The sequence below is a fragment of the Pseudomonas sp. 06C 126 genome (genome assembly GCF_001855215.1).
Lineage (GTDB): Bacteria > Pseudomonadota > Gammaproteobacteria > Pseudomonadales > Pseudomonadaceae > Aquipseudomonas > Aquipseudomonas proteolytica.
This window is the reverse complement of sequence record NZ_MIFU01000097.1, coordinates 63,162-80,280: the sequence shown is the minus strand read 5'-3', so window position 1 is coordinate 80,280 and position 17,119 is coordinate 63,162. Positions and strand designations below refer to the sequence as shown.

The window sequence follows — 17,119 nt, the reverse complement described above, 5'->3', positions numbered from 1 at the left end:
CGGGCGCAAAAAACGCTGGATAAATTTTCAGTGGTTCGGATCGGCCGCTATCATACCCCGCTAATTAATCCCGCGCAGAACGGAGTACCTCAATGACCGTCTTTAGCCTTGCCTACACCCTGCATGTATTGGCCGCCCTGGTATGGGTCGGTGGTATGTTTTTCGCCTGGATGATCCTGCGCCCGGCCGCTGTGGCGGCGCTTGAAGGGCCGGCGCGGCTGAAACTGTGGACGAATGTGTTTCCGCGTTTTTTCGTGTGGGTCTGGGTGGCGGTGCTGATCTTGCCGATCAGTGGCGTCGGCCTATTGCAACTGCGCTTCAACGGGTTTGAAACCGCACCGCGTTATGTGCAGGTGATGATGGGGCTGTATGTAGTGATGACGGCGCTGTTTATCCGCATCCAGGCGCTGCAACTGCCTGAACTGCGCACGGCTGTGGCGGCCGAGGACTGGGCGACGGGCGCGCAGGTGCTGGGAAAAATCCGAAAGTTGGTAGGGATCAATCTGATTGTGGGATTGGTGGTGGTGGCGGTTGCCTCGGCTCGGCCGATGTTCTGAGGGTGTTCTTCAGGGCCTCATCGCGGGCAAGCCCGCTTCCACATTTGAATCGGTTCACAAATCAAGTGTGGGAGCGGGCTTGCCCGCGATGGGGCCAGTGCCTATAGCTCAAAGCCGTTGGATGGTCACCGTGCCGGCAGGTCCGGAAGGCCCTGCCTGACCTTCCAACCCCGGCCGGCCTTTCTCGCCGCCATCGGCGCGGTACACCAGGCACCCCTTGGACTGCCCGCCCTTGCCCGGTTTGCCGGCAACACCTGGCAAGCCGCCAGCACCGCCGTCGACCCAGACCTTTATCTGCTCGCTCGGATAATCCTGTGGCAATTCGATGCGCACTGCCGCACCCGCAGCGCCTGGCAGCCCGTCGCCGCCGTTGTCGCCATTGGCGCCACGCCCGGCCGAACCCCAGGTGCACCCTGGGTCTTCGCCATTGGCGCCATCCAGGCCGCTATAACCTTGGGCGCCGGTGCCACCCCGGGCATCGACAGACAATAGCTGCGCATTCAATGCATTGATTCGCAACGTCAGGTCACGCCCCGGCTTGGCCGGTTTTTCATGGGTGCCGGGCGCCCCCCGGGAGGTGATCTGGCTGCCATGCTCCAACTGCGCATGCCGTACCTGCAATTGCAGGGCCGAGGCGCTGGGCACGATGGCGATCCGCGCGTCGCGGCCCAGGTGCAGTTCGTCGACGGTGACCTGGGTGATATTCGCCGGAATCAACAAAGTGCCATAGTCGGCCACGTCCAGGCGTTCCAACTGCAGCACGCTGGTGCTGTTGGGCAAGCGCAGCAACGAGTTGGTCTCGACGCTGACGCTTTCGGCCAAGGCAATGGGGCTGACCAGCAGGGCCAGGAGAAAAACGTTACGCATGATTGCCATCCTTGTTGTCTTGATCAGCCGTAGGTGCAGGCAGGCTCTTTATATGGAACATCCCCAGCAACAGGATCAGCAGGCGGTCACGCCAAGGGTGGGCACGATGTTTGACGCTGGCGTTGAATAACACCAACTCCAGAAGATGGGTCAGCAACAACAGGATACCGACCAGGTTGACCAGCAGATGAAATGGATTGGTCAGCGGTTTGAACAGATTGACCAGCACAACGACCCAGAACAGCAACGCCAGCAACTTCCCCAATCGCAACAACAGCTTCATGCCCTACGCCCCCTTGCACATTATTCTTTGGGCGCACAGTAACGAGTTCTACAGGCGATTTGCCAGTGAAGGATAAAAAAACTTGAGATAGCTGCGATTTGGCGACCAGATCGCCGAGGATTGTCTGAAGCTTCCGTCAGAAATGCCCCTGGAGTCACCCAGGGGCAGGCGTGCAGCGCGCTAGCGGTTGATCTGGATTTCCACGCGGCGGTTCAGGGCGCGGCCGTCGGCGGTTTTGTTGTCCGCCACCGGGTGGGTTTCACCAGCACCTGTCACCGACACAAAGTTGCTGCGGGGCACGCCGGAGCTGACCAGGTAGTCGGTCACCGAATGGGCGCGTTTTTCCGAGAGCTTCTGGTTGTACGCATCTTTACCGACGCTGTCGGTATGCCCGCTGACCCGCAGTTGAGCACTCGGCGCCTCCTGTTTCAGGCGTGCGGCGACGGTGTCGAGCTTGGTTTTATCAGCCGCCGTCAGCCGGGCCGAGTCGAACTCAAAGTGCACGTCACGAATCACGATGGTCTCTTCCTTGACCACCACCACTTCTTCGACGACTACCGCCTCGGGTACTGGCGGGCAGCCATTGGCATCGACCTGCACGCCTTTGGGGGTGCCCGGGCATTGGTCGCGGCTGTCGGGTACACCGTCGCCGTCCTCATCACCGTCGCCATGGACCCAGCAATAGGCGCCGGCCATGCCGCCGACCAACAACGCACCGCCGCCGGCCCATGACGAACTTTCAGTGGCGCCCAGCGCGGCACCGGTTACGCCGCCGAGGGCTGCACAGGTGGGCCAATCGGTTTTTTGCAAGCCTGCGCAACCTGTCAATACTCCGGTTAGCAGAACCAAGGGTAGAGCTGTCCGCATGATGCTCATTTGATTTCTCCTGAGGGGATCGGCCGCAAGCCGATGGGTGGAGTAAAGACCGCTCTTTTCATCCGCGCCAGCGCGCCACACCCCCGTATTCATTGGCCCACGCTGCTTTTTCCAGCCGACAGGCCGCCGCCCGCTCTAGGCCCGCGCGCTCAAGCAGGCTAGTCTTCACGGTTCTGATGTGAGGATCTTCGATGACCGCCGGTAATTCTTCCCGTACGCCGCAGCAATCACTCGCTGCCCTGCTTGATCGCCAAGCCCCCAAACGCCTGCTGGTATTGGGTGCCGGTCACTTCCCGGCGCTGGATGCGTTCAAGCAGGCCCACCCGGACACCGTGGTCTGCGTCGCAGGGCCGGGGCCATTGCCTGCCGACCTGGCGGCCCAGCGATTTGACCTGGCCTTGGTGGTCGACTGCCTGGAGCACCTGTCAAAACGTGCAGGGTTGGAGCTACTGGGCGGCGTGCGCAACCTCAATGCCAGCCGTATAGCCGTCCTCGCCGACCTGGCGGCCTGCGGCTGGAAAGACACTGATTTTTTCTCCCTGGCCCTGCAGACCAGCGAGCACTTTTGCCGCGACAATCAGGTACTGACGCTGTTTACCTACGATCTGCTTGAATACAAACAGGTACCGGACTGGCTGAACGCCCGGTTCTGGGCCAACCCGGAAAATTTTGGAAAGTACTGGTGGTAACCATGAGCACCTCCATTTGCCCTTGCGGCAGCGGCAACCTGCTGGATGCCTGCTGCGGCCATTATCACTCTGGCCACCCCGCACCCTGCGCCACGGCGTTGATGCGCTCACGCTACAGCGCCTATGTGCTGGGGTTGGTGGATTACCTGGTGGCGACTACGCTACCGGCACAACGCAGCGGCCTGGATCGTGAGGCTATCGGAGCCTGGAGCGCGCAAAGCACCTGGCTGGGCCTGGAGGTCGAAAGTTCCGAGGTGTTTGGCGGGCAGCCGGAACATGCCTTCGTCACCTTTACCGCGCGCTGGCATGACAGCACCGGCGAACATAGCCACCGGGAACAGTCGTCTTTCGTACAGAACGATGGGCACTGGTACTTTATTGACCCTACCGTGGAGGTGAAGGCGGGACGCAATGATGCCTGCCTGTGCGGCAGCGGGCAGAAGTTCAAGAAGTGCTGTTCCAGCTACCTGTAAGAATCCGCTTCTTTGTAGGAGCAAGCTTGCTCGCGAAGAAGGCAAGCGCACCGCATTTACCCAGACTGCCCTCGTCATCGTTGACGACCATCGCCGGCAAGCCGGCTCCTACAAAGGAATGCGTCATGGTCAGCCGATTACGAAGCTATAGCTATTTGTTGATGCTGGCCGTTGGGCTCTCGGGATGCACGTCCTGGTTCGCCGATGACACGCCGCCACCGCAGATCCACCTGGTCAAGGTGGAGTTGGTGCGCGCCAAGTTGCTGGAACAGAAATTCAAGCTGCACTTTCGTGTGGATAACCGCGGCGACTCGGACCTGACCGTGCGCGGCCTGATCTACAAGATCAGCCTGGCCGATGTGGAACTGACCGAAGGCGAGTCCAACGAATGGCTGACAATTGCGCCCCATGGCCGGGGATTTTTCAAAGTCACGGTGCGCACCAACCTGTGGCCGCAGGTGCGGGAAATCGCCGACCTGTTGAAAAACCCGGACCGGCCCATCCCCTATCGCCTGGAAGGTGAACTGAAAACCGGATTATTCATCGGTAACGACGTGCACGTGATGCGCAATGACGAGATAATCCCCGGCGATTTTATTCCGGAGCGACACCAATGACTCAGCAACCCCATGTCCATGGTCCTGACTGCAACCACGATCACGATCATCACGATCACGACCATGGTCATGTCCACGGCCCGAACTGCGGCCATGCCCACCAGGAACCCGTGCGCAATGCCCTGAAGGATGTGGGCCGCAACGACCCATGCCCATGCGGCAGCGCCAAGAAGTTCAAGAAGTGCCACGGCGCCTGATACGCCTTATGTAGGCGCAGGCTTGTCGGTCTTTGCCAGCAAGCCGGCTCCTACGGTTCTATCGATAGACCCAAATATTTCATTGAATTTTCCCTAGTCGACCATTACCTATACCTACAGGCACATCATCGGGCGCCCTGCCCGTTCAAGCATCACCAATCCTGGAGAGCTTCATGATCGACCTGTATTACTGGACCACCCCCAACGGTCACAAGATTTCGTTGTTCCTGGAAGAAGCCGGCCTGCCCTACGAGGTGCACCCGATCAACATTGGCCAGGGCGACCAGTTCAAGCCAGACTTCCTGAAGATCGCGCCCAACAACCGCATTCCGGCGATTGTCGATCAGCAGCCGAGTGACGGTGGCGCACCGATTTCCCTGTTTGAATCCGGCGCCATCCTGCTGTACCTCGCGGAAAAAACCGGTCAGTTCCTGCCCAAGGACCTGCGCGCTCGCCAGGAAGTACTGCAATGGTTGTTCTGGCAAATGGGCGGCCTGGGGCCGATGGCCGGGCAGAATCACCACTTCAGCCAGTTCGCCCCGGAAAAGATCCCCTACGCCATCAAACGCTACGTCGATGAAACCGCGCGCCTCTATGGCGTGCTGGACCGGCGCCTGGCCGATCGCAGCTTCGTCGCCGGCGAGGCCTACAGCATTGCCGATATGGCGATCTACCCATGGATCGTTTCCCACAAATGGCAGAGCCAGCGCCTGGAAGACTTCCCCCACCTGCATCGCTGGTTCAACCTGATCAAGGAACGCCCGGCGACGGTGCGGGCCTATGACTTGGTACAGAAGGTCAACCCGCCGAAATCCTGATCGTATCCTGTAGGAGCCGGCTTGCTGGCGAAGATCGTTAACGAAAACGCTGAGTGCCCGGATAAGCGTGGCGCCTGGTAGTTTTTCGCCGGCGAGCCGGCTCCTACAGGGGTTTGTGAGTGTTTGAAAAAATTAGCATCGCCTCCCGCTTGCGTCGGTTCGCCGCGCTCACTAACGTAGCGCCTTTACTGACGCTACCCCCCGCAGGAGCTTTGCCATGGCCTCGCCAGCCCTCTCACGTTTTCTTCCCCGGTTCGGCGTTGCCGCGGCAGTGGCTAGTGCCTTGGGCCTGGCCGGTTGCCAGTCACTGAACAGCCAGGACACTCTGCCTCCCGTTTCCGGCGTACAGCCGCTCAAGGGCCTGGCGCAAAATGTCTCCGTGCGGCGCAACAGCCAGGGTATGCCGCTGATCGAAAGCAACACCTTCCACGACGCACTGTTCACCCTCGGTTATGTGCACGCCAGCGATCGGATCAACCAGATGGTCACCCTGCGCCTGCTGGCCCAGGGCCGCCTGGCAGAAATGTCCGGGCCGGATGTGCTGGATGTCGACCGTTTCATGCGCGCGGTAAACCTCAAGAAAAGCGCCAGCGAGCTATACAACGCCTCGTCACCGCGCCTCAAGCGCTTCTTCGAAGTGTATGCCCGCGGGGTCAATGCCTACCTGTTCCGCTACCGCGACAAGCTGCCGGCAGACCTGGCCCAGAGCGGCTACAAGCCCGAATACTGGAAGCCGGAGGATTCGGCGCTGCTGTTCTGCCTGCTCAACTTCAGTGAGTCGGCCAACCTGCAGGAAGAGTTGTCCGCCCTGGTGTTGGCGCAAAAAGTCGGCGCCGACAAACTCGCCTGGCTGACCCCAAGCTACCCGGACGAACCTCTGCCTGCGGCGGAAGCCGACAAGCTCAAGGGCGTCAACCTCGGGCAGATTCCCGGCCTTGCCACGCTCACCAGCATCAACGAGCGCCTGGGCAGCCTCAACACCCTTGGGGTTTCCACTGCCAGCAACTGGGCCATCGCCCCGCAACGCAGCCGCAGTGGCCGCAGCCTGCTGGCGAACGACCTGTCGACGCCGATGCAGGCACCGTCCCTGTGGACGTTCGTACAAATCCGCGCACCGAAATACCAGGCGGCCGGGGTGTCGATTGCCGGGGTACCTACGCTGCTATCCGGCTTCAATGGCAAGGTGGCCTGGAGCATGAGCCAGGTCTCCGGCGATACCCAGGACCTGTTCCTAGAAAAGGTCAGACGCCAGGGCAGCGCGCTGTACTACGAGCACAATGGCAAATGGGTGCCGGCCATCGTGCGTAACGAAACCTTCTTCGCCAAGGGCCAGCGACCGATTCGCGAAACAGTGTACGAAACCCGCCACGGGCCGCTGCTCAACAGCGCCCAGTCGCTGACCAGCGGCTACGGCCTGGCCCTGCAAACCGCCGACTTCAAGGGTGACAAGAGCCTGGATGCATTTTTCGACCTGTCCCGGGCGCAGAACGTGGAAAAAGCCTCGGACGCCAGCCGTGAGATTCGTGCCATCCCCCTGAACATGGTGTTTGCCGACGCCAGCAATATTGGCTGGCAGGTCACCGGGCGCTTCCCCAACCGCCGCGAAGGCGAAGGCCTGCTGCCGTCGCCAGGCTGGGACGGGCGCTTTGACTGGGATGGCTACGCCGACGCGATGCTGCACCCCTATGACCAGGACCCGCCACAAGGTTGGGTCGGCACCGCCAACCAACGCACCGTGCCCCACGGCTATGGCATGCAACTGTCCAACTCCTGGGCCGCACCCGAACGCAGCGAACGCCTGGCTCAACTGGCCGGCAACGGCAAACACGACAGCCGTAGCGTGATTGCCATGCAGTACGACCAGACCACGCTGTTAGCTGCCAAGCTCAAAGGCATGTTCCAGGCACCGGGTATGGCTCTGCCACTGAAACAGGCGATCGATGCCCTGCCTGCCGCCGATCGGGCCAAGGCCCAGGAGGCCCTGAGCCGACTGATGGCGTTCGACGGGCGCCTGGCAGCCACGTCGAGCGATGCTGCGATCTACCAACTGTTCCTGCAGGAAAGCGCCAAGCAGATTTTCCTCGATGAACTGGGCCCGGAAACCAGCGCCACCTGGAAAGCGTTTGTCAGCAACGCCAACCTGTCCTACGCCGCCCAGGCCGACCATCTGTTGGGACGTGAAGACAGCCCATTCTGGGACGACCTGCGCACGGCGCAAAAAGAAGACAAACCGGCGATCCTCGCCCGCAGCCTGGTCGCAGCAATCACCGCCGGCGACAGCTTGTTGGGTGCAGATCACAAGGCCTGGCAATGGGGCAAACTGCACAGCTACACCTGGAAAACCAGCAGTGGTCAAACCTTGCGTGGCCCGTTGGCGGCAGGTGGTGATCACACTACGTTGAACGCTGCGCCCTACAACTGGGGGCAGGATTTCGCCACCACCCAAGTCCAGGCCATGCGCATGATTGTGGATTTCGGCCAGGTAGAACCCATGAGGGGCCAGGGCGGTATCGGCCAATCCGGCAACCCTGCCAGCCCGTACTATGCCAATGGCATCGATCCGTGGCTCAAGGCGCAGTACTTGAGCTTCCCGATGCAACCACAGAACTTTGACAAGGCGTACGGCAAGACCCGATTGACGCTGACCCCTGGGAAATAACCCAATGCAGGAGCTGGCATGCCAGCTCCTGCCATTGATGATCAGGCTGCACTGCAATGGTGCTGAAGCTATGTAGCGCCCGATATCGGGCTCTTGCCACGTTACCCTTCGCGTAATCCCACCTATTAAAAAGACCGTTCGCAACTATGGTGCAGAAATTGCTACTTGCGATTTGCCTGACCCCGTTCAGTAACAGTCCTAATCGCGCCACAAGCGCTTATCGTGGTTTCCAGGGATTACATAATGAAAAAAGCATTGCTGACCCTTTCTGCACTCGCTCTGTGCATGGCCGCCGGTACCGCCCTGGCCAAGGAATACAAAGAATTGCGTTTTGGTGTGGACCCTTCCTACGCGCCGTTTGAATCCAAGGCGGCCGACGGTAGCCTGGTGGGCTTCGATATCGACCTGGGCAACGCCATTTGTGCGGAGCTGAAGGTCAAGTGCAAGTGGGTAGAAAGCGACTTTGACGGCATGATCCCGGGCCTCAAAGCCAAGAAGTTCGACGGCGTGATTTCGTCGATGACCGTGACCCCGGCCCGCGAGAAGGCTATCGACTTCTCCAGCGAGCTGTTTTCCGGCCCCACTTCCTACGTGTTCAAGAAAGGCGCCGGCCTGAGCGAAGATATTGCGTCGCTCAAAGGCAAGACCGTGGGTTATGAGCAAGGCACCATCCAGGAAGCCTATGCCAAGGCCGTGCTGGACAAAGCCGGGGTAAAAACCCAGGCCTACCAGAACCAGGACCAGGTGTATGCCGACCTGACCTCGGGCCGCCTTGATGCATCGATCCAGGACATGCTGCAAGCCGAGCTGGGCTTTTTGAAGTCGCCGCAAGGCGCGGACTACGAAGTCAGCAAGCCGGTAGACAGCGAAATGCTGCCCTCCAAGACCGCCGTGGGCATCGCAAAAGGTAACAAAGAGCTGAAAGCCCTCTTGGATAAAGGTATCAAAGCGTTACACGATGATGGCACCTACGCCACCATCCAGAAAAAACACTTTGGCGATCTGAACCTGTACAGCGGCAAGTAATGCTGCGGCGCCCACTCCGCCAAGGGGTGGGCGCACTATCGATGGCCAAGGGCATACCCCATGTTTGAAGACCTGCTGCAGACCCTCGGGCTTGGCGCGTTCAGCCTGCAAGGGTTTGGCCCGCTATTGCTGCAAGGCACCTGGATGACCATCAAGTTGTCAGTGCTGTCCCTGGCCGTCAGCGTCGTGCTGGGCCTGCTCGGGGCCAGCGCCAAGTTGTCGAGCGTGGCGCTGTTGCGCATCCCCGCCCAGCTCTACACCACCCTGATTCGCGGCGTGCCGGATCTGGTGCTGATGCTGCTGATTTTCTACAGCCTGCAAACCTGGCTGACCAGTTTCACCGACTACATGGAATGGGAATACATCGAGATCAACCCGTTCGGCGCCGGGGTGATTACCCTGGGTTTTATCTACGGTGCGTATTTCACCGAGACGTTCCGCGGTGCGATCCTCGCCGTGCCCCGCGGCCAGTTGGAGGCCGCCACGGCTTATGGCCTCACACGCCGGCAGCGCTTTCGCTACGTGACCTTCCCGCAAATGATGCGCTTTGCCCTACCGGGTATCGGCAATAACTGGATGGTGATGCTCAAGGCCACGGCACTGGTGTCGATCATCGGCCTGGCCGACGTGGTCAAGGCCGCCCAGGACGCGGGCAAAAGTACCTATCAGTTGTTCTTTTTCCTGGTGGTCGCGGCCTTGATCTACCTGGCCATCACCAGCGCATCAAACTTCGTCCTGCGCAGGCTGGAAACCCGTTACGCGGCAGGCGTTCGGGAGGCGGTGCGATGATCGAACTCTTGCAGGAATACTGGCGCCCCTTCCTCTACAGCGACGGCAACCACATAACGGGCCTGGCCATGACGATGTGGCTGCTCACGGCTTCGCTCTGCATCGGTTTCGTGGTGTCGATCCCGTTATCCATCGCCCGCGTCTCGCCCAACCGCTGGGTGCGCTGGCCGGTGCAGTTTTATACCTACCTGTTTCGCGGCACGCCGCTCTACATCCAGTTGCTGATTTGCTACACCGGCATCTACAGCCTGGCTGCCATTCGTGCCCAGCCGGTGCTGGATGCGTTTTTTCGCGACGCAATGAACTGCACCCTGCTTGCGTTTGCCCTCAACACCTGCGCCTACACCACGGAAATCTTCGCCGGGGCCATCCGCAGCATGGCCCACGGTGAGGTAGAAGCGGCGAAAGCTTATGGCCTGAGCGGCTGGAAACTGTATGCCTACGTGATCATGCCCTCGGCCCTGCGTCGTTCATTGCCGTACTACAGTAATGAAGTGATCCTGATGCTGCACTCGACGACGGTGGCCTTTACCGCGACGATCCCGGACATCCTCAAAGTGGCCCGGGACGCCAACTCGGCCACCTTCCTCACGTTCCAATCGTTTGGTATCGCTGCGCTGATCTACCTGACCGTGACGTTTGCCCTGGTCGGTCTGTTTCGTCTGGCGGAGCGTCGCTGGCTGGCCTTTCTCGGGCCTGGTCATTAAGGAGCCCCTATGCGGCAACAGATTCATCCCATCCTCGCACCGCTGCCCGGCACCGCACGGCAGATCCACAGCTTCCACTTCGGGCCAGAGCAGGCCGAAGGAAAAATCTATATCCAGGCCTCGCTGCACGCCGACGAGTTGCCCGGCATGCTGGTGGCCTGGCACTTGAAGGCGCGCCTGGCGGAACTGGCCACTGCCGGCCGCCTGCGTAGCGAAATCGTGCTGGTGCCCGTCGCCAACCCGGTAGGCCTGGAACAGGTATTGATGGATATTCCCCTGGGCCGCTACGAGTTGGAGAGCGGGCAGAACTTCAATCGTCTGTTTATTGACCTCAGTGAAGAGGTTGGCAATCAGGTCGAAGGCCTGCTGGGGGATGATCCACGGCTTAACGTCGCACTGATCCGCGAGAGCCTGCGCCAGGCTCTCGACCGCCATATACCCACCACGCAACTGCAATCCCAGCGCCTTGTGCTGCAACGCCTGGCCTGTGATGCCGATATGGTGCTGGACCTGCATTGCGACTTCGAAGCCGTCGCCCATCTGTACACCACACCCGAGGCCTGGCCCCAGGTCGAGCCGTTGGCCCGCTACATCGGCGCTGAAGCCAGCCTGTTGGCCACCGATTCCGGCGGGCAGTCCTTCGATGAGTGTTTCACCCTGCTCTGGTGGCAGTTGCAGCAACGGTTTGGCCAACGCTTCGCGATTCCCCTGGGCAGCTTTTCGGTGACCCTGGAGTTGCGCGGCCAGGGTGATGTCAATCACGGCCTGGCCAGCCTCGACTGTCAGGCGATCATCGACTACCTGATGCACTTTGGCGCCATCAGCGGCGAACCTGCGCCCCTACCCGGGTTGCCCTACCCCGCCACGCCGCTTGCCGCCGTCGAGCCGGTGACCATCCCTGTAGGCGGCCTGCTGGTGTTTCACGCGCTGCCAGGGGAATACCTCGAGGCCGGGCAGTTGGTCGCCGAAGTCATCGACCCCATTCACGACCGCGTCAGCCCCATTCATTGCCGGTACGCCGGCCTGCTGTATGCCCGGTCGCTGCGGCGCATGGCCACGGCCGGCATGGTGATTGCCCATGTCGCCGGACATACGCCCTATCGCAGTGGCTATTTACTATCGCCTTGAGGATGCACGCCCCATGTACAAATTGACCGTTGAAGGCCTGCATAAACGCTATGGCGACCATGAAGTGCTCAAAGGGGTTTCGCTAAAGGCCAAAAGCGGTGATGTGATCAGCCTGATCGGCGCCAGCGGTTCGGGGAAAAGCACCTTCCTGCGTTGCATCAACTTCCTTGAACAACCCAATGACGGCGCCATGAGCCTTGATGGCCAGCCGATCCGCATGGTCGGCGACCGCCATGGTATGCGCGTGGCCGACGAGGCCGAGTTACAGCGCCTGCGTACCCGCCTGGCGATGGTGTTCCAGCACTTCAACCTATGGAGCCATATGAGCGTGCTGGAGAACATCACCATGGCCCCCCGCAGGGTCTTGGGGTGTAGCAAAAAGGACGCCGAGGACCGCGCCAGGCGTTATCTGGACAAGGTTGGGCTGCCGGCACGGGTAGCGGACCAGTACCCGGCGTTCCTGTCGGGTGGCCAGCAGCAGCGGGTAGCTATCGCACGCGCCCTGGCGATGGAGCCGGAGGTGATGCTGTTCGACGAGCCAACGTCGGCCCTCGACCCGGAACTGGTCGGCGAAGTATTGAAGGTGATCCAGGGTTTGGCTGAAGAGGGGCGGACCATGATCATGGTGACCCATGAGATGAGTTTTGCGCGCAAGGTATCGAGCCAGGTGCTGTTTTTGCATCAAGGCCTGGTGGAAGAAGAAGGCACCCCGCAAGAGGTGCTGGACCACCCGAAAAGCGCGCGATTGCAGCAGTTTTTGAGTGGCAGCCTGAAATAAACAGCGCACAACGCTGAGGCCTGGCGAAAAGGTTGTTCAGACTCTGGCCTGGTTGTGGTTGTGGTTGTGGCGAGCGGGCTTGCCACAGTCCAGATAACTATGCCGCATTTATCCAGGTGAACTGCGGTGTCAGGTTTCAGGGCTGCTGCGCAGCCCAGCGCGGGGCAAGCCCGCTCGCCACAGGTATCAAGCCACAGGCGCGGGTGGTGGCTCGTCCGGCAGGGTCGGTACGCCAGGTTCGGTAGGTTGTTCCGGGGTATCGGGGTCAGGCTGGCCAGGGATACCGCCAGCGGCGGGGTCGGCCATCAAGGACCAGGCCAGAACACCAATCTGGTTGGGTTCAAGCCGGGCAAGTTCGGCGCTGATTCGCGGGTCGATCTTCATAGGGTACTCCTCAAGCGTGGCTCGGCGCGCTGTGCACGCGCCGAGGCAATACACCCAATAGAGTGCCTGCCCGCTGACAAATTCCCTTGCTCTGTAAGACGTTTCGATCAGGTGCGTGGCAAAGTGACGCCGCGCTGGCCCTGGTACTTGCCGCCACGGTCCTTATAGGACACTTCGCACTCTTCATCGGACTCGAAGAACAGCATCTGCGCCACGCCTTCGTTGGCGTAGATCTTGGCGGGCAAGGTGGTGGTGTTGGAGAACTCCAGGGTCACGTGGCCTTCCCATTCCGGCTCGAGCGGCGTCACGTTGACGATGATGCCGCAGCGCGCGTAGGTGCTCTTGCCCAGGCAGATGGTCAGGACATTACGCGGGATACGGAAAAACTCGACAGTGCGCGCCAGGGCGAAGGAGTTAGGCGGGATGATGCACACATCGCTCTTCACATCGACGAAGCTCTTTTCATCGAAGTTTTTCGGATCGACGGTGGCCGAGTTGATGTTGGTGAACACCTTGAATTCATCGGCGCAACGCACATCGTAGCCGTAGCTGGAAACCCCGAACGAAATCAGGCGTTCGGCGCCCTCACCGCGCATCTGGCGCTCGACGAAGGGTTCGATCATGCCGTGCTCTTGCGCCATGCGGCGAATCCACTTGTCCGATTTGATGCTCATGGCGGGTGTCCTGAATAGCGAGGTGGAAAATTCTGTTGGGCATCTTACCGGGGCTGGCCTCGCGGTTCAAAGGACGCGGGGGTTTTTCTTGATTAAGTTGAGCCCGGTCACTGTCAGCCGTGCGGGGCGAGCGCTGCCCCAGAATCAAAGGGCCGCAGGCCTGTAAAAGGCACCGCCAGTCACGAAAATAGAGAAACCTTCGGAAATACCATTGGCACGTTCCGGAAAAAGGGTTAAGGTGGCGCCACTGTGCTGCTTGTGTCACTGAGAATCTCTACACGATATGTTGAATTTCGATCCAACCATCTCCAAGAATTTTTCCTGCTCTTTGCACTCAGTCTCGGCCAGGGCTTTTCCTGAGTCGCAGTTAACTTTGTCCAAGGAGATACACCATGTCTAATCGCCAAACTGGTACCGTTAAGTGGTTCAACGATGAAAAAGGCTTCGGCTTCATCACTCCACAATCCGGTGACGACCTGTTCGTTCACTTCAAAGCTATCCAATCCGACGGCTTCAAAAGCCTGAAAGAAGGCCAACAGGTTTCTTTCATCGCTACCCGCGGTCAGAAAGGCATGCAAGCTGAAGAAGTTCAAGTTATCTAACTTGTACTGACTCAGTCGAAAGAACCCCGCCCTTAAAAGCGGGGTTTTTTTATGCCCGCCATTCGGTCGTTATGGTCGAGCACAAAAAAATGTGGGAGCGTGCTTGCCCGCGAATGCAGTGGATCAGTCGGTACATCTGTCGACTGATACTGCGCATTCGCGAGCAAGCACGCTCCCACATTGGCTCAAGCGTCGTTATTGAAACAACGACTCGCTCGACAGACCATTCTTCTCCAGGATCTCCCGCAAGCGCTTGAGACCCTCCACCTGGATCTGCCGCACCCGCTCACGGGTCAAGCCGATTTCCAGGCCTACATCTTCCAGGGTGCTGCTTTCATGGCCACGCAGGCCAAAGCGGCGAATCACCACCTCACGCTGCTTGTCCGTCAACTCTGAAAGCCATTGGTCGATGCTCTGTGACAAGTCATCGTCCTGCAACAGCTCGCACGGATCCGTTGGCCGGTCATCCGTCAGGGTGTCCAGCAGGGTTTTATCCGAGTCCGGACCCAGCGAGACATCGACCGAAGACACACGCTCATTAAGACCCAGCATGCGCTTGACCTCTCCCACCGGTTTTTCCAGCAGGTTGGCGATCTCTTCAGGCGAAGGTTCATGATCAAGTTTCTGGGTGAGTTCACGTGCCGCCCGCAGGTACACGTTCAGCTCCTTGACGACATGAATCGGCAGCCGGATGGTCCGGGTCTGATTCATGATTGCACGCTCGATGGTCTGGCGAATCCACCACGTGGCGTAGGTCGAGAAGCGAAAACCGCGCTCTGGGTCAAACTTCTCCACGGCCCGGATCAGACCGAGGTTGCCTTCTTCGATCAGGTCCAACAGGGACAGCCCACGATTGACGTAGCGTCGGGCGATTTTCACCACCAGGCGCAGGTTGCTTTCAATCATGCGTTTGCGCCCAGCCGGATCACCCTTTTGCGACAGTCGCGCAAAATGGACTTCTTCTTCGGGAGTGAGCAAGGGGGAAAAGCCGATTTCATTGAGGTACAACTGGGTAGCATCGAGCGCCCGGGTGTAATCAATATACTTATGCTGTTTTAACGCTGTGGAGTTTTTGGACTTGGTACGAACTGAAGGTACAGCGGGTCCCTCATTCGACATCGATTCCGTACCGATGCCGGTCTCCATAAGGAGAACCTCATCGTCGATGTCAAACTCCGGCGCTTCTTTACTGAGAGCCATTGTTATAGTCCTTTGGTGAGTTCGACCTCAAGCTCAAGCGACGCCTTTATCCTTGGCAACGCTGGAGCCTGTTCCTTCTACGTGAGGGAACAGGCTGACAACACATCAACGCCGGGGTAGGAATTGCAGTGGATCTACAGGTTTACCCTGGCGGCGAATCTCAAAGTGCAGTTTCACCCGGTCTGTACCAGTCGACCCCATTTCGGCAATTGTCTGTCCGACTTTGACCTGCTGCCCCTCCCGAACCAACAACCTGCGGTTATGACCGTAGGCACTGACGTAGGTATCGCTGTGTTTGATGATGACCAATTCGCCGTAGCCCCGTAAACCACTCCCGGCGTATACAACGGTCCCATCAGACGCAGCTAAAACAGGCTGTCCCAAATCCCCGGCGATATCAATGCCTTTATTCAAACTACCGTTTGAAGAGAATTTTCCAATCAGGATGCCATTTGAGGGCCATCCCCAACCGGTCGGCGCAGGTCCCGCAGGTGGCAACGGCGCGGGTGCCGGCTTGCTCGCAACCTTAGGCGCAACGGTGCCTGCAGGCCGGGTGAAGACCGTAGTCTTGCTGGAAGAAGAGGCCGAGGAACCGGATTTTGTCACAACTACCGTGGGTGCCGAACCCGTGCGTCCATCGAAACGGATGGTCTGCCCCGGATGGATAGTATAGGGCACAGGAATATTGTTACGCGCTGCGAGCGCCTTGTAGTCCCAGCCATAACGGAAGGCGATCGAGAACATCGTATCGCCCTTGCGCACCACGTATTGCCCGGTGGTCACCGTAGGCCGTTGCGGTGCTGCGCTATTGCGGTCGACAACCCGCGCGCCGCTACCTGTGCTGGAGCAGGCAGCCAGCAAGGAACTCAAGACAAGGCCAATCACCAGTCGCTGAAAGCTCGTTTTACTCATACGCTGCGCAATGACTGTGAGACTCACCCGCCGCTCCCTTTGTGGTGGCTGAAACATGAACGCCTGTATCAGGCTTGAAATATGTCGCAAGTATAACTGGCTGCCAGACTTTAACCGGCAACAAGGTAGAAACGAAAAATTCATCTCGTTTATAAACTACCCAACTTGATGTTGACTCAATGAACCCCGCTGTAAGACACATACCCAGCAATAGAATTCAGTGCGCCGTGACAAATGATCAGGCCAACGGCCCATTAAGTAACGGAACGAAACGCACCGCTCCCAGGACATGCCGGGAAAAACCTTCTTCTTCGCGCACGATCAACATCAACTGCTGCACTTCGCCCGAGCCCACCGGTATCACCAGGCGTCCACCCGGTGCCAGTTGATCGAGGAGTGCCTGGGGCACATCGGTGGCGACGGCCGTCACGATGATGCCGTTGTAGGGCGCCAATGCCGGCCAGCCTTCCCAGCCATCCCCCCAGCGAAACACAACGTTGCGCAGGTTCAGCTCCACCAGGCGCTCCTTGGCCCGGTCCTGCAAGACCTTGATCCGCTCGACGGAAAACACCCGCTCGACCAATTGCGAGAGCACGGCCGTCTGGTACCCGGACCCCGTACCAATCTCCAGCACTTTGTCCAAAGGACCCGCAGCCAACAGCAACTCGCTCATCCGCGCCACCATATAGGGCTGGGAGATGGTCTGGTTGTGGCCAATGGGCAACGCGGTATCTTCGTAGGCACGATGGGCCAGGGCCTCATCGACAAACAGGTGGCGCGGTGTACGGCGGATGACTTCCAGCACCTGGGCGTTGGACAGGCCCTCTTCGTAAAGCCGCTGGATCAAACGCTCACGGGTGCGTTGGGAGGTCATGCCGATGCC

At 59.5% G+C, this 17,119-nt stretch carries 21 protein-coding genes; 13 read left to right on the top strand and 8 right to left on the bottom strand.

Annotated elements, in window-relative coordinates:
• Positions 1 to 92: 92 nt before the first annotated feature.
• Complete coding sequence (locus BHC62_RS18600; protein ID WP_070995758.1) at positions 93 to 557, top strand: CopD family protein; 465 nt, start codon at positions 93 to 95, stop codon at positions 555 to 557.
• 108 nt (positions 558 to 665) lie between these two features.
• Here the strand turns inward: BHC62_RS18600 and BHC62_RS18595 are convergent, their stop codons facing one another.
• The 3 genes from BHC62_RS18595 to BHC62_RS18585 form a co-directional block, all read right to left on the bottom strand.
• On the bottom strand, positions 666 to 1,424 hold the full coding sequence (locus BHC62_RS18595; protein ID WP_070995757.1) for a collagen-like triple helix repeat-containing protein: 759 nt from the start codon (positions 1,422 to 1,424) through the stop codon (positions 666 to 668).
• Positions 1,417 to 1,707 (bottom strand): DUF1145 domain-containing protein, encoded by a 291-nt coding sequence (locus BHC62_RS18590; RefSeq protein WP_029297157.1) that lies wholly within the window; start codon positions 1,705 to 1,707, stop codon positions 1,417 to 1,419. Before BHC62_RS18590 ends, BHC62_RS18595 begins: the two co-directional genes overlap by 8 nt.
• 180 nt (positions 1,708 to 1,887) lie before the next feature.
• Complete coding sequence (locus BHC62_RS18585; RefSeq protein ID WP_070995756.1) at positions 1,888 to 2,583, bottom strand: OmpA family protein; 696 nt, start codon at positions 2,581 to 2,583, stop codon at positions 1,888 to 1,890.
• A 191-nt stretch (positions 2,584 to 2,774) separates the two neighbouring features.
• Here BHC62_RS18585 and BHC62_RS18580 point away from each other — a divergent pair, with 191 nt between their 5' ends.
• The 11 genes from BHC62_RS18580 to BHC62_RS18530 all read left to right on the top strand — a co-directional run bounded on the left by BHC62_RS18580 (position 2,775) and on the right by BHC62_RS18530 (position 12,464).
• The gene (locus BHC62_RS18580; RefSeq protein WP_029297160.1) at positions 2,775 to 3,272 is read left to right on the top strand and encodes a DUF6231 family protein; all 498 of its coding nucleotides are present in this window, start codon (positions 2,775 to 2,777) and stop codon (positions 3,270 to 3,272) included.
• Between the two features lie 2 nt (positions 3,273 to 3,274).
• Positions 3,275 to 3,745 (top strand): YchJ family protein, encoded by a 471-nt coding sequence (locus BHC62_RS18575; protein ID WP_070995755.1) that lies wholly within the window; start codon positions 3,275 to 3,277, stop codon positions 3,743 to 3,745.
• 125 nt (positions 3,746 to 3,870) lie between these two features.
• Positions 3,871 to 4,362: an LEA type 2 family protein gene (locus BHC62_RS18570; protein WP_029297162.1), complete on the top strand. Its 492-nt coding sequence runs from the start codon at positions 3,871 to 3,873 to the stop codon at positions 4,360 to 4,362.
• Complete coding sequence (locus BHC62_RS18565; RefSeq protein WP_026136698.1) at positions 4,359 to 4,559, top strand: SEC-C metal-binding domain-containing protein; 201 nt, start codon at positions 4,359 to 4,361, stop codon at positions 4,557 to 4,559. Before BHC62_RS18570 ends, BHC62_RS18565 begins: the two co-directional genes overlap by 4 nt.
• A gap of 173 nt (positions 4,560 to 4,732) precedes the next feature.
• On the top strand, positions 4,733 to 5,377 hold the full coding sequence (locus tag BHC62_RS18560; RefSeq protein WP_070995754.1) for a glutathione S-transferase N-terminal domain-containing protein: 645 nt from the start codon (positions 4,733 to 4,735) through the stop codon (positions 5,375 to 5,377).
• A 217-nt stretch (positions 5,378 to 5,594) separates the two neighbouring features.
• Positions 5,595 to 8,036, top strand: coding sequence for a penicillin acylase family protein (locus BHC62_RS18555; protein WP_070995753.1), 2,442 nt, complete (start codon positions 5,595 to 5,597; stop codon positions 8,034 to 8,036).
• A 243-nt stretch (positions 8,037 to 8,279) separates the two neighbouring features.
• Positions 8,280 to 9,062, top strand: a complete 783-nt coding sequence (locus tag BHC62_RS18550; protein WP_070995752.1) for a transporter substrate-binding domain-containing protein — start codon at positions 8,280 to 8,282, stop codon at positions 9,060 to 9,062.
• Positions 9,063 to 9,122: 60 nt separating this feature from the next.
• Positions 9,123 to 9,851, top strand: a complete 729-nt coding sequence (locus tag BHC62_RS18545) for an ABC transporter permease (RefSeq protein WP_070995751.1) — start codon at positions 9,123 to 9,125, stop codon at positions 9,849 to 9,851.
• Positions 9,848 to 10,558 carry an ABC transporter permease gene (locus BHC62_RS18540; protein WP_029297172.1) on the top strand — a complete coding sequence of 237 codons (711 nt, stop codon included), beginning with the start codon at positions 9,848 to 9,850 and terminating at the stop codon, positions 10,556 to 10,558. Before BHC62_RS18545 ends, BHC62_RS18540 begins: the two co-directional genes overlap by 4 nt.
• Before the next feature lie 9 nt (positions 10,559 to 10,567).
• Positions 10,568 to 11,686 (top strand): succinylglutamate desuccinylase/aspartoacylase family protein, encoded by a 1,119-nt coding sequence (locus BHC62_RS18535; protein WP_070995750.1) that lies wholly within the window; start codon positions 10,568 to 10,570, stop codon positions 11,684 to 11,686.
• Between the two features lie 13 nt (positions 11,687 to 11,699).
• On the top strand, positions 11,700 to 12,464 hold the full coding sequence (locus BHC62_RS18530; RefSeq protein ID WP_070995749.1) for an ABC transporter ATP-binding protein: 765 nt from the start codon (positions 11,700 to 11,702) through the stop codon (positions 12,462 to 12,464).
• A gap of 186 nt (positions 12,465 to 12,650) precedes the next feature.
• Here the strand turns inward: BHC62_RS18530 and BHC62_RS18525 are convergent, their stop codons facing one another.
• Positions 12,651 to 12,848, bottom strand: coding sequence for a hypothetical protein (locus tag BHC62_RS18525; RefSeq protein ID WP_029297182.1), 198 nt, complete (start codon positions 12,846 to 12,848; stop codon positions 12,651 to 12,653).
• Positions 12,849 to 12,955: 107 nt separating this feature from the next.
• A complete protein-coding gene (gene dcd, locus BHC62_RS18520; protein ID WP_003219273.1) occupies positions 12,956 to 13,522 on the bottom strand; it encodes a dCTP deaminase in 567 nt (188 codons plus the stop codon).
• Positions 13,523 to 13,914: 392 nt separating this feature from the next.
• Here dcd and BHC62_RS18515 point away from each other — a divergent pair, with 392 nt between their 5' ends.
• On the top strand, positions 13,915 to 14,124 hold the full coding sequence (locus tag BHC62_RS18515) for a cold-shock protein (RefSeq protein ID WP_002554837.1): 210 nt from the start codon (positions 13,915 to 13,917) through the stop codon (positions 14,122 to 14,124).
• A 195-nt stretch (positions 14,125 to 14,319) separates the two neighbouring features.
• On the opposite strand, the gene rpoS is transcribed toward BHC62_RS18515, so the two are convergent.
• From rpoS to BHC62_RS18500, 3 genes are all read right to left on the bottom strand, one after another.
• Positions 14,320 to 15,324 (bottom strand): RNA polymerase sigma factor RpoS, encoded by a 1,005-nt coding sequence (gene rpoS, locus BHC62_RS18510; RefSeq protein ID WP_038446486.1) that lies wholly within the window; start codon positions 15,322 to 15,324, stop codon positions 14,320 to 14,322.
• A 105-nt stretch (positions 15,325 to 15,429) separates the two neighbouring features.
• Positions 15,430 to 16,263, bottom strand: coding sequence for a peptidoglycan DD-metalloendopeptidase family protein (locus tag BHC62_RS18505; protein ID WP_070995748.1), 834 nt, complete (start codon positions 16,261 to 16,263; stop codon positions 15,430 to 15,432).
• Positions 16,264 to 16,474: 211 nt separating this feature from the next.
• Positions 16,475 to 17,110, bottom strand: coding sequence for a protein-L-isoaspartate(D-aspartate) O-methyltransferase (locus tag BHC62_RS18500; protein ID WP_169865481.1), 636 nt, complete (start codon positions 17,108 to 17,110; stop codon positions 16,475 to 16,477).
• Positions 17,111 to 17,119: the final 9 nt, after the last annotated feature.

Coding starts and splice junctions, on each gene's coding strand:
- BHC62_RS18530 (WP_070995749.1), top strand. CDS start 11,700: ATGTACAAATTGACCGTTGAAGGCCTGCATAAACGCTATGGCGACCAT.
- BHC62_RS18570 (WP_029297162.1), top strand. CDS start 3,871: ATGGTCAGCCGATTACGAAGCTATAGCTATTTGTTGATGCTGGCCGTT.
- rpoS (WP_038446486.1), bottom strand. CDS start 15,324: ATGGCTCTCAGTAAAGAAGCGCCGGAGTTTGACATCGACGATGAGGTT.
- BHC62_RS18585 (WP_070995756.1), bottom strand. CDS start 2,583: ATGAGCATCATGCGGACAGCTCTACCCTTGGTTCTGCTAACCGGAGTA.
- BHC62_RS18535 (WP_070995750.1), top strand. CDS start 10,568: ATGCGGCAACAGATTCATCCCATCCTCGCACCGCTGCCCGGCACCGCA.
- BHC62_RS18515 (WP_002554837.1), top strand. CDS start 13,915: ATGTCTAATCGCCAAACTGGTACCGTTAAGTGGTTCAACGATGAAAAA.
- BHC62_RS18550 (WP_070995752.1), top strand. CDS start 8,280: ATGAAAAAAGCATTGCTGACCCTTTCTGCACTCGCTCTGTGCATGGCC.
- BHC62_RS18565 (WP_026136698.1), top strand. CDS start 4,359: ATGACTCAGCAACCCCATGTCCATGGTCCTGACTGCAACCACGATCAC.
- BHC62_RS18540 (WP_029297172.1), top strand. CDS start 9,848: ATGATCGAACTCTTGCAGGAATACTGGCGCCCCTTCCTCTACAGCGAC.
- BHC62_RS18580 (WP_029297160.1), top strand. CDS start 2,775: ATGACCGCCGGTAATTCTTCCCGTACGCCGCAGCAATCACTCGCTGCC.
- BHC62_RS18600 (WP_070995758.1), top strand. CDS start 93: ATGACCGTCTTTAGCCTTGCCTACACCCTGCATGTATTGGCCGCCCTG.
- BHC62_RS18555 (WP_070995753.1), top strand. CDS start 5,595: ATGGCCTCGCCAGCCCTCTCACGTTTTCTTCCCCGGTTCGGCGTTGCC.
- BHC62_RS18500 (WP_169865481.1), bottom strand. CDS start 17,110: ATGACCTCCCAACGCACCCGTGAGCGTTTGATCCAGCGGCTTTACGAA.
- BHC62_RS18545 (WP_070995751.1), top strand. CDS start 9,123: ATGTTTGAAGACCTGCTGCAGACCCTCGGGCTTGGCGCGTTCAGCCTG.
- BHC62_RS18595 (WP_070995757.1), bottom strand. CDS start 1,424: ATGCGTAACGTTTTTCTCCTGGCCCTGCTGGTCAGCCCCATTGCCTTG.
- dcd (WP_003219273.1), bottom strand. CDS start 13,522: ATGAGCATCAAATCGGACAAGTGGATTCGCCGCATGGCGCAAGAGCAC.
- BHC62_RS18590 (WP_029297157.1), bottom strand. CDS start 1,707: ATGAAGCTGTTGTTGCGATTGGGGAAGTTGCTGGCGTTGCTGTTCTGG.
- BHC62_RS18575 (WP_070995755.1), top strand. CDS start 3,275: ATGAGCACCTCCATTTGCCCTTGCGGCAGCGGCAACCTGCTGGATGCC.
- BHC62_RS18560 (WP_070995754.1), top strand. CDS start 4,733: ATGATCGACCTGTATTACTGGACCACCCCCAACGGTCACAAGATTTCG.
- BHC62_RS18525 (WP_029297182.1), bottom strand. CDS start 12,848: ATGAAGATCGACCCGCGAATCAGCGCCGAACTTGCCCGGCTTGAACCC.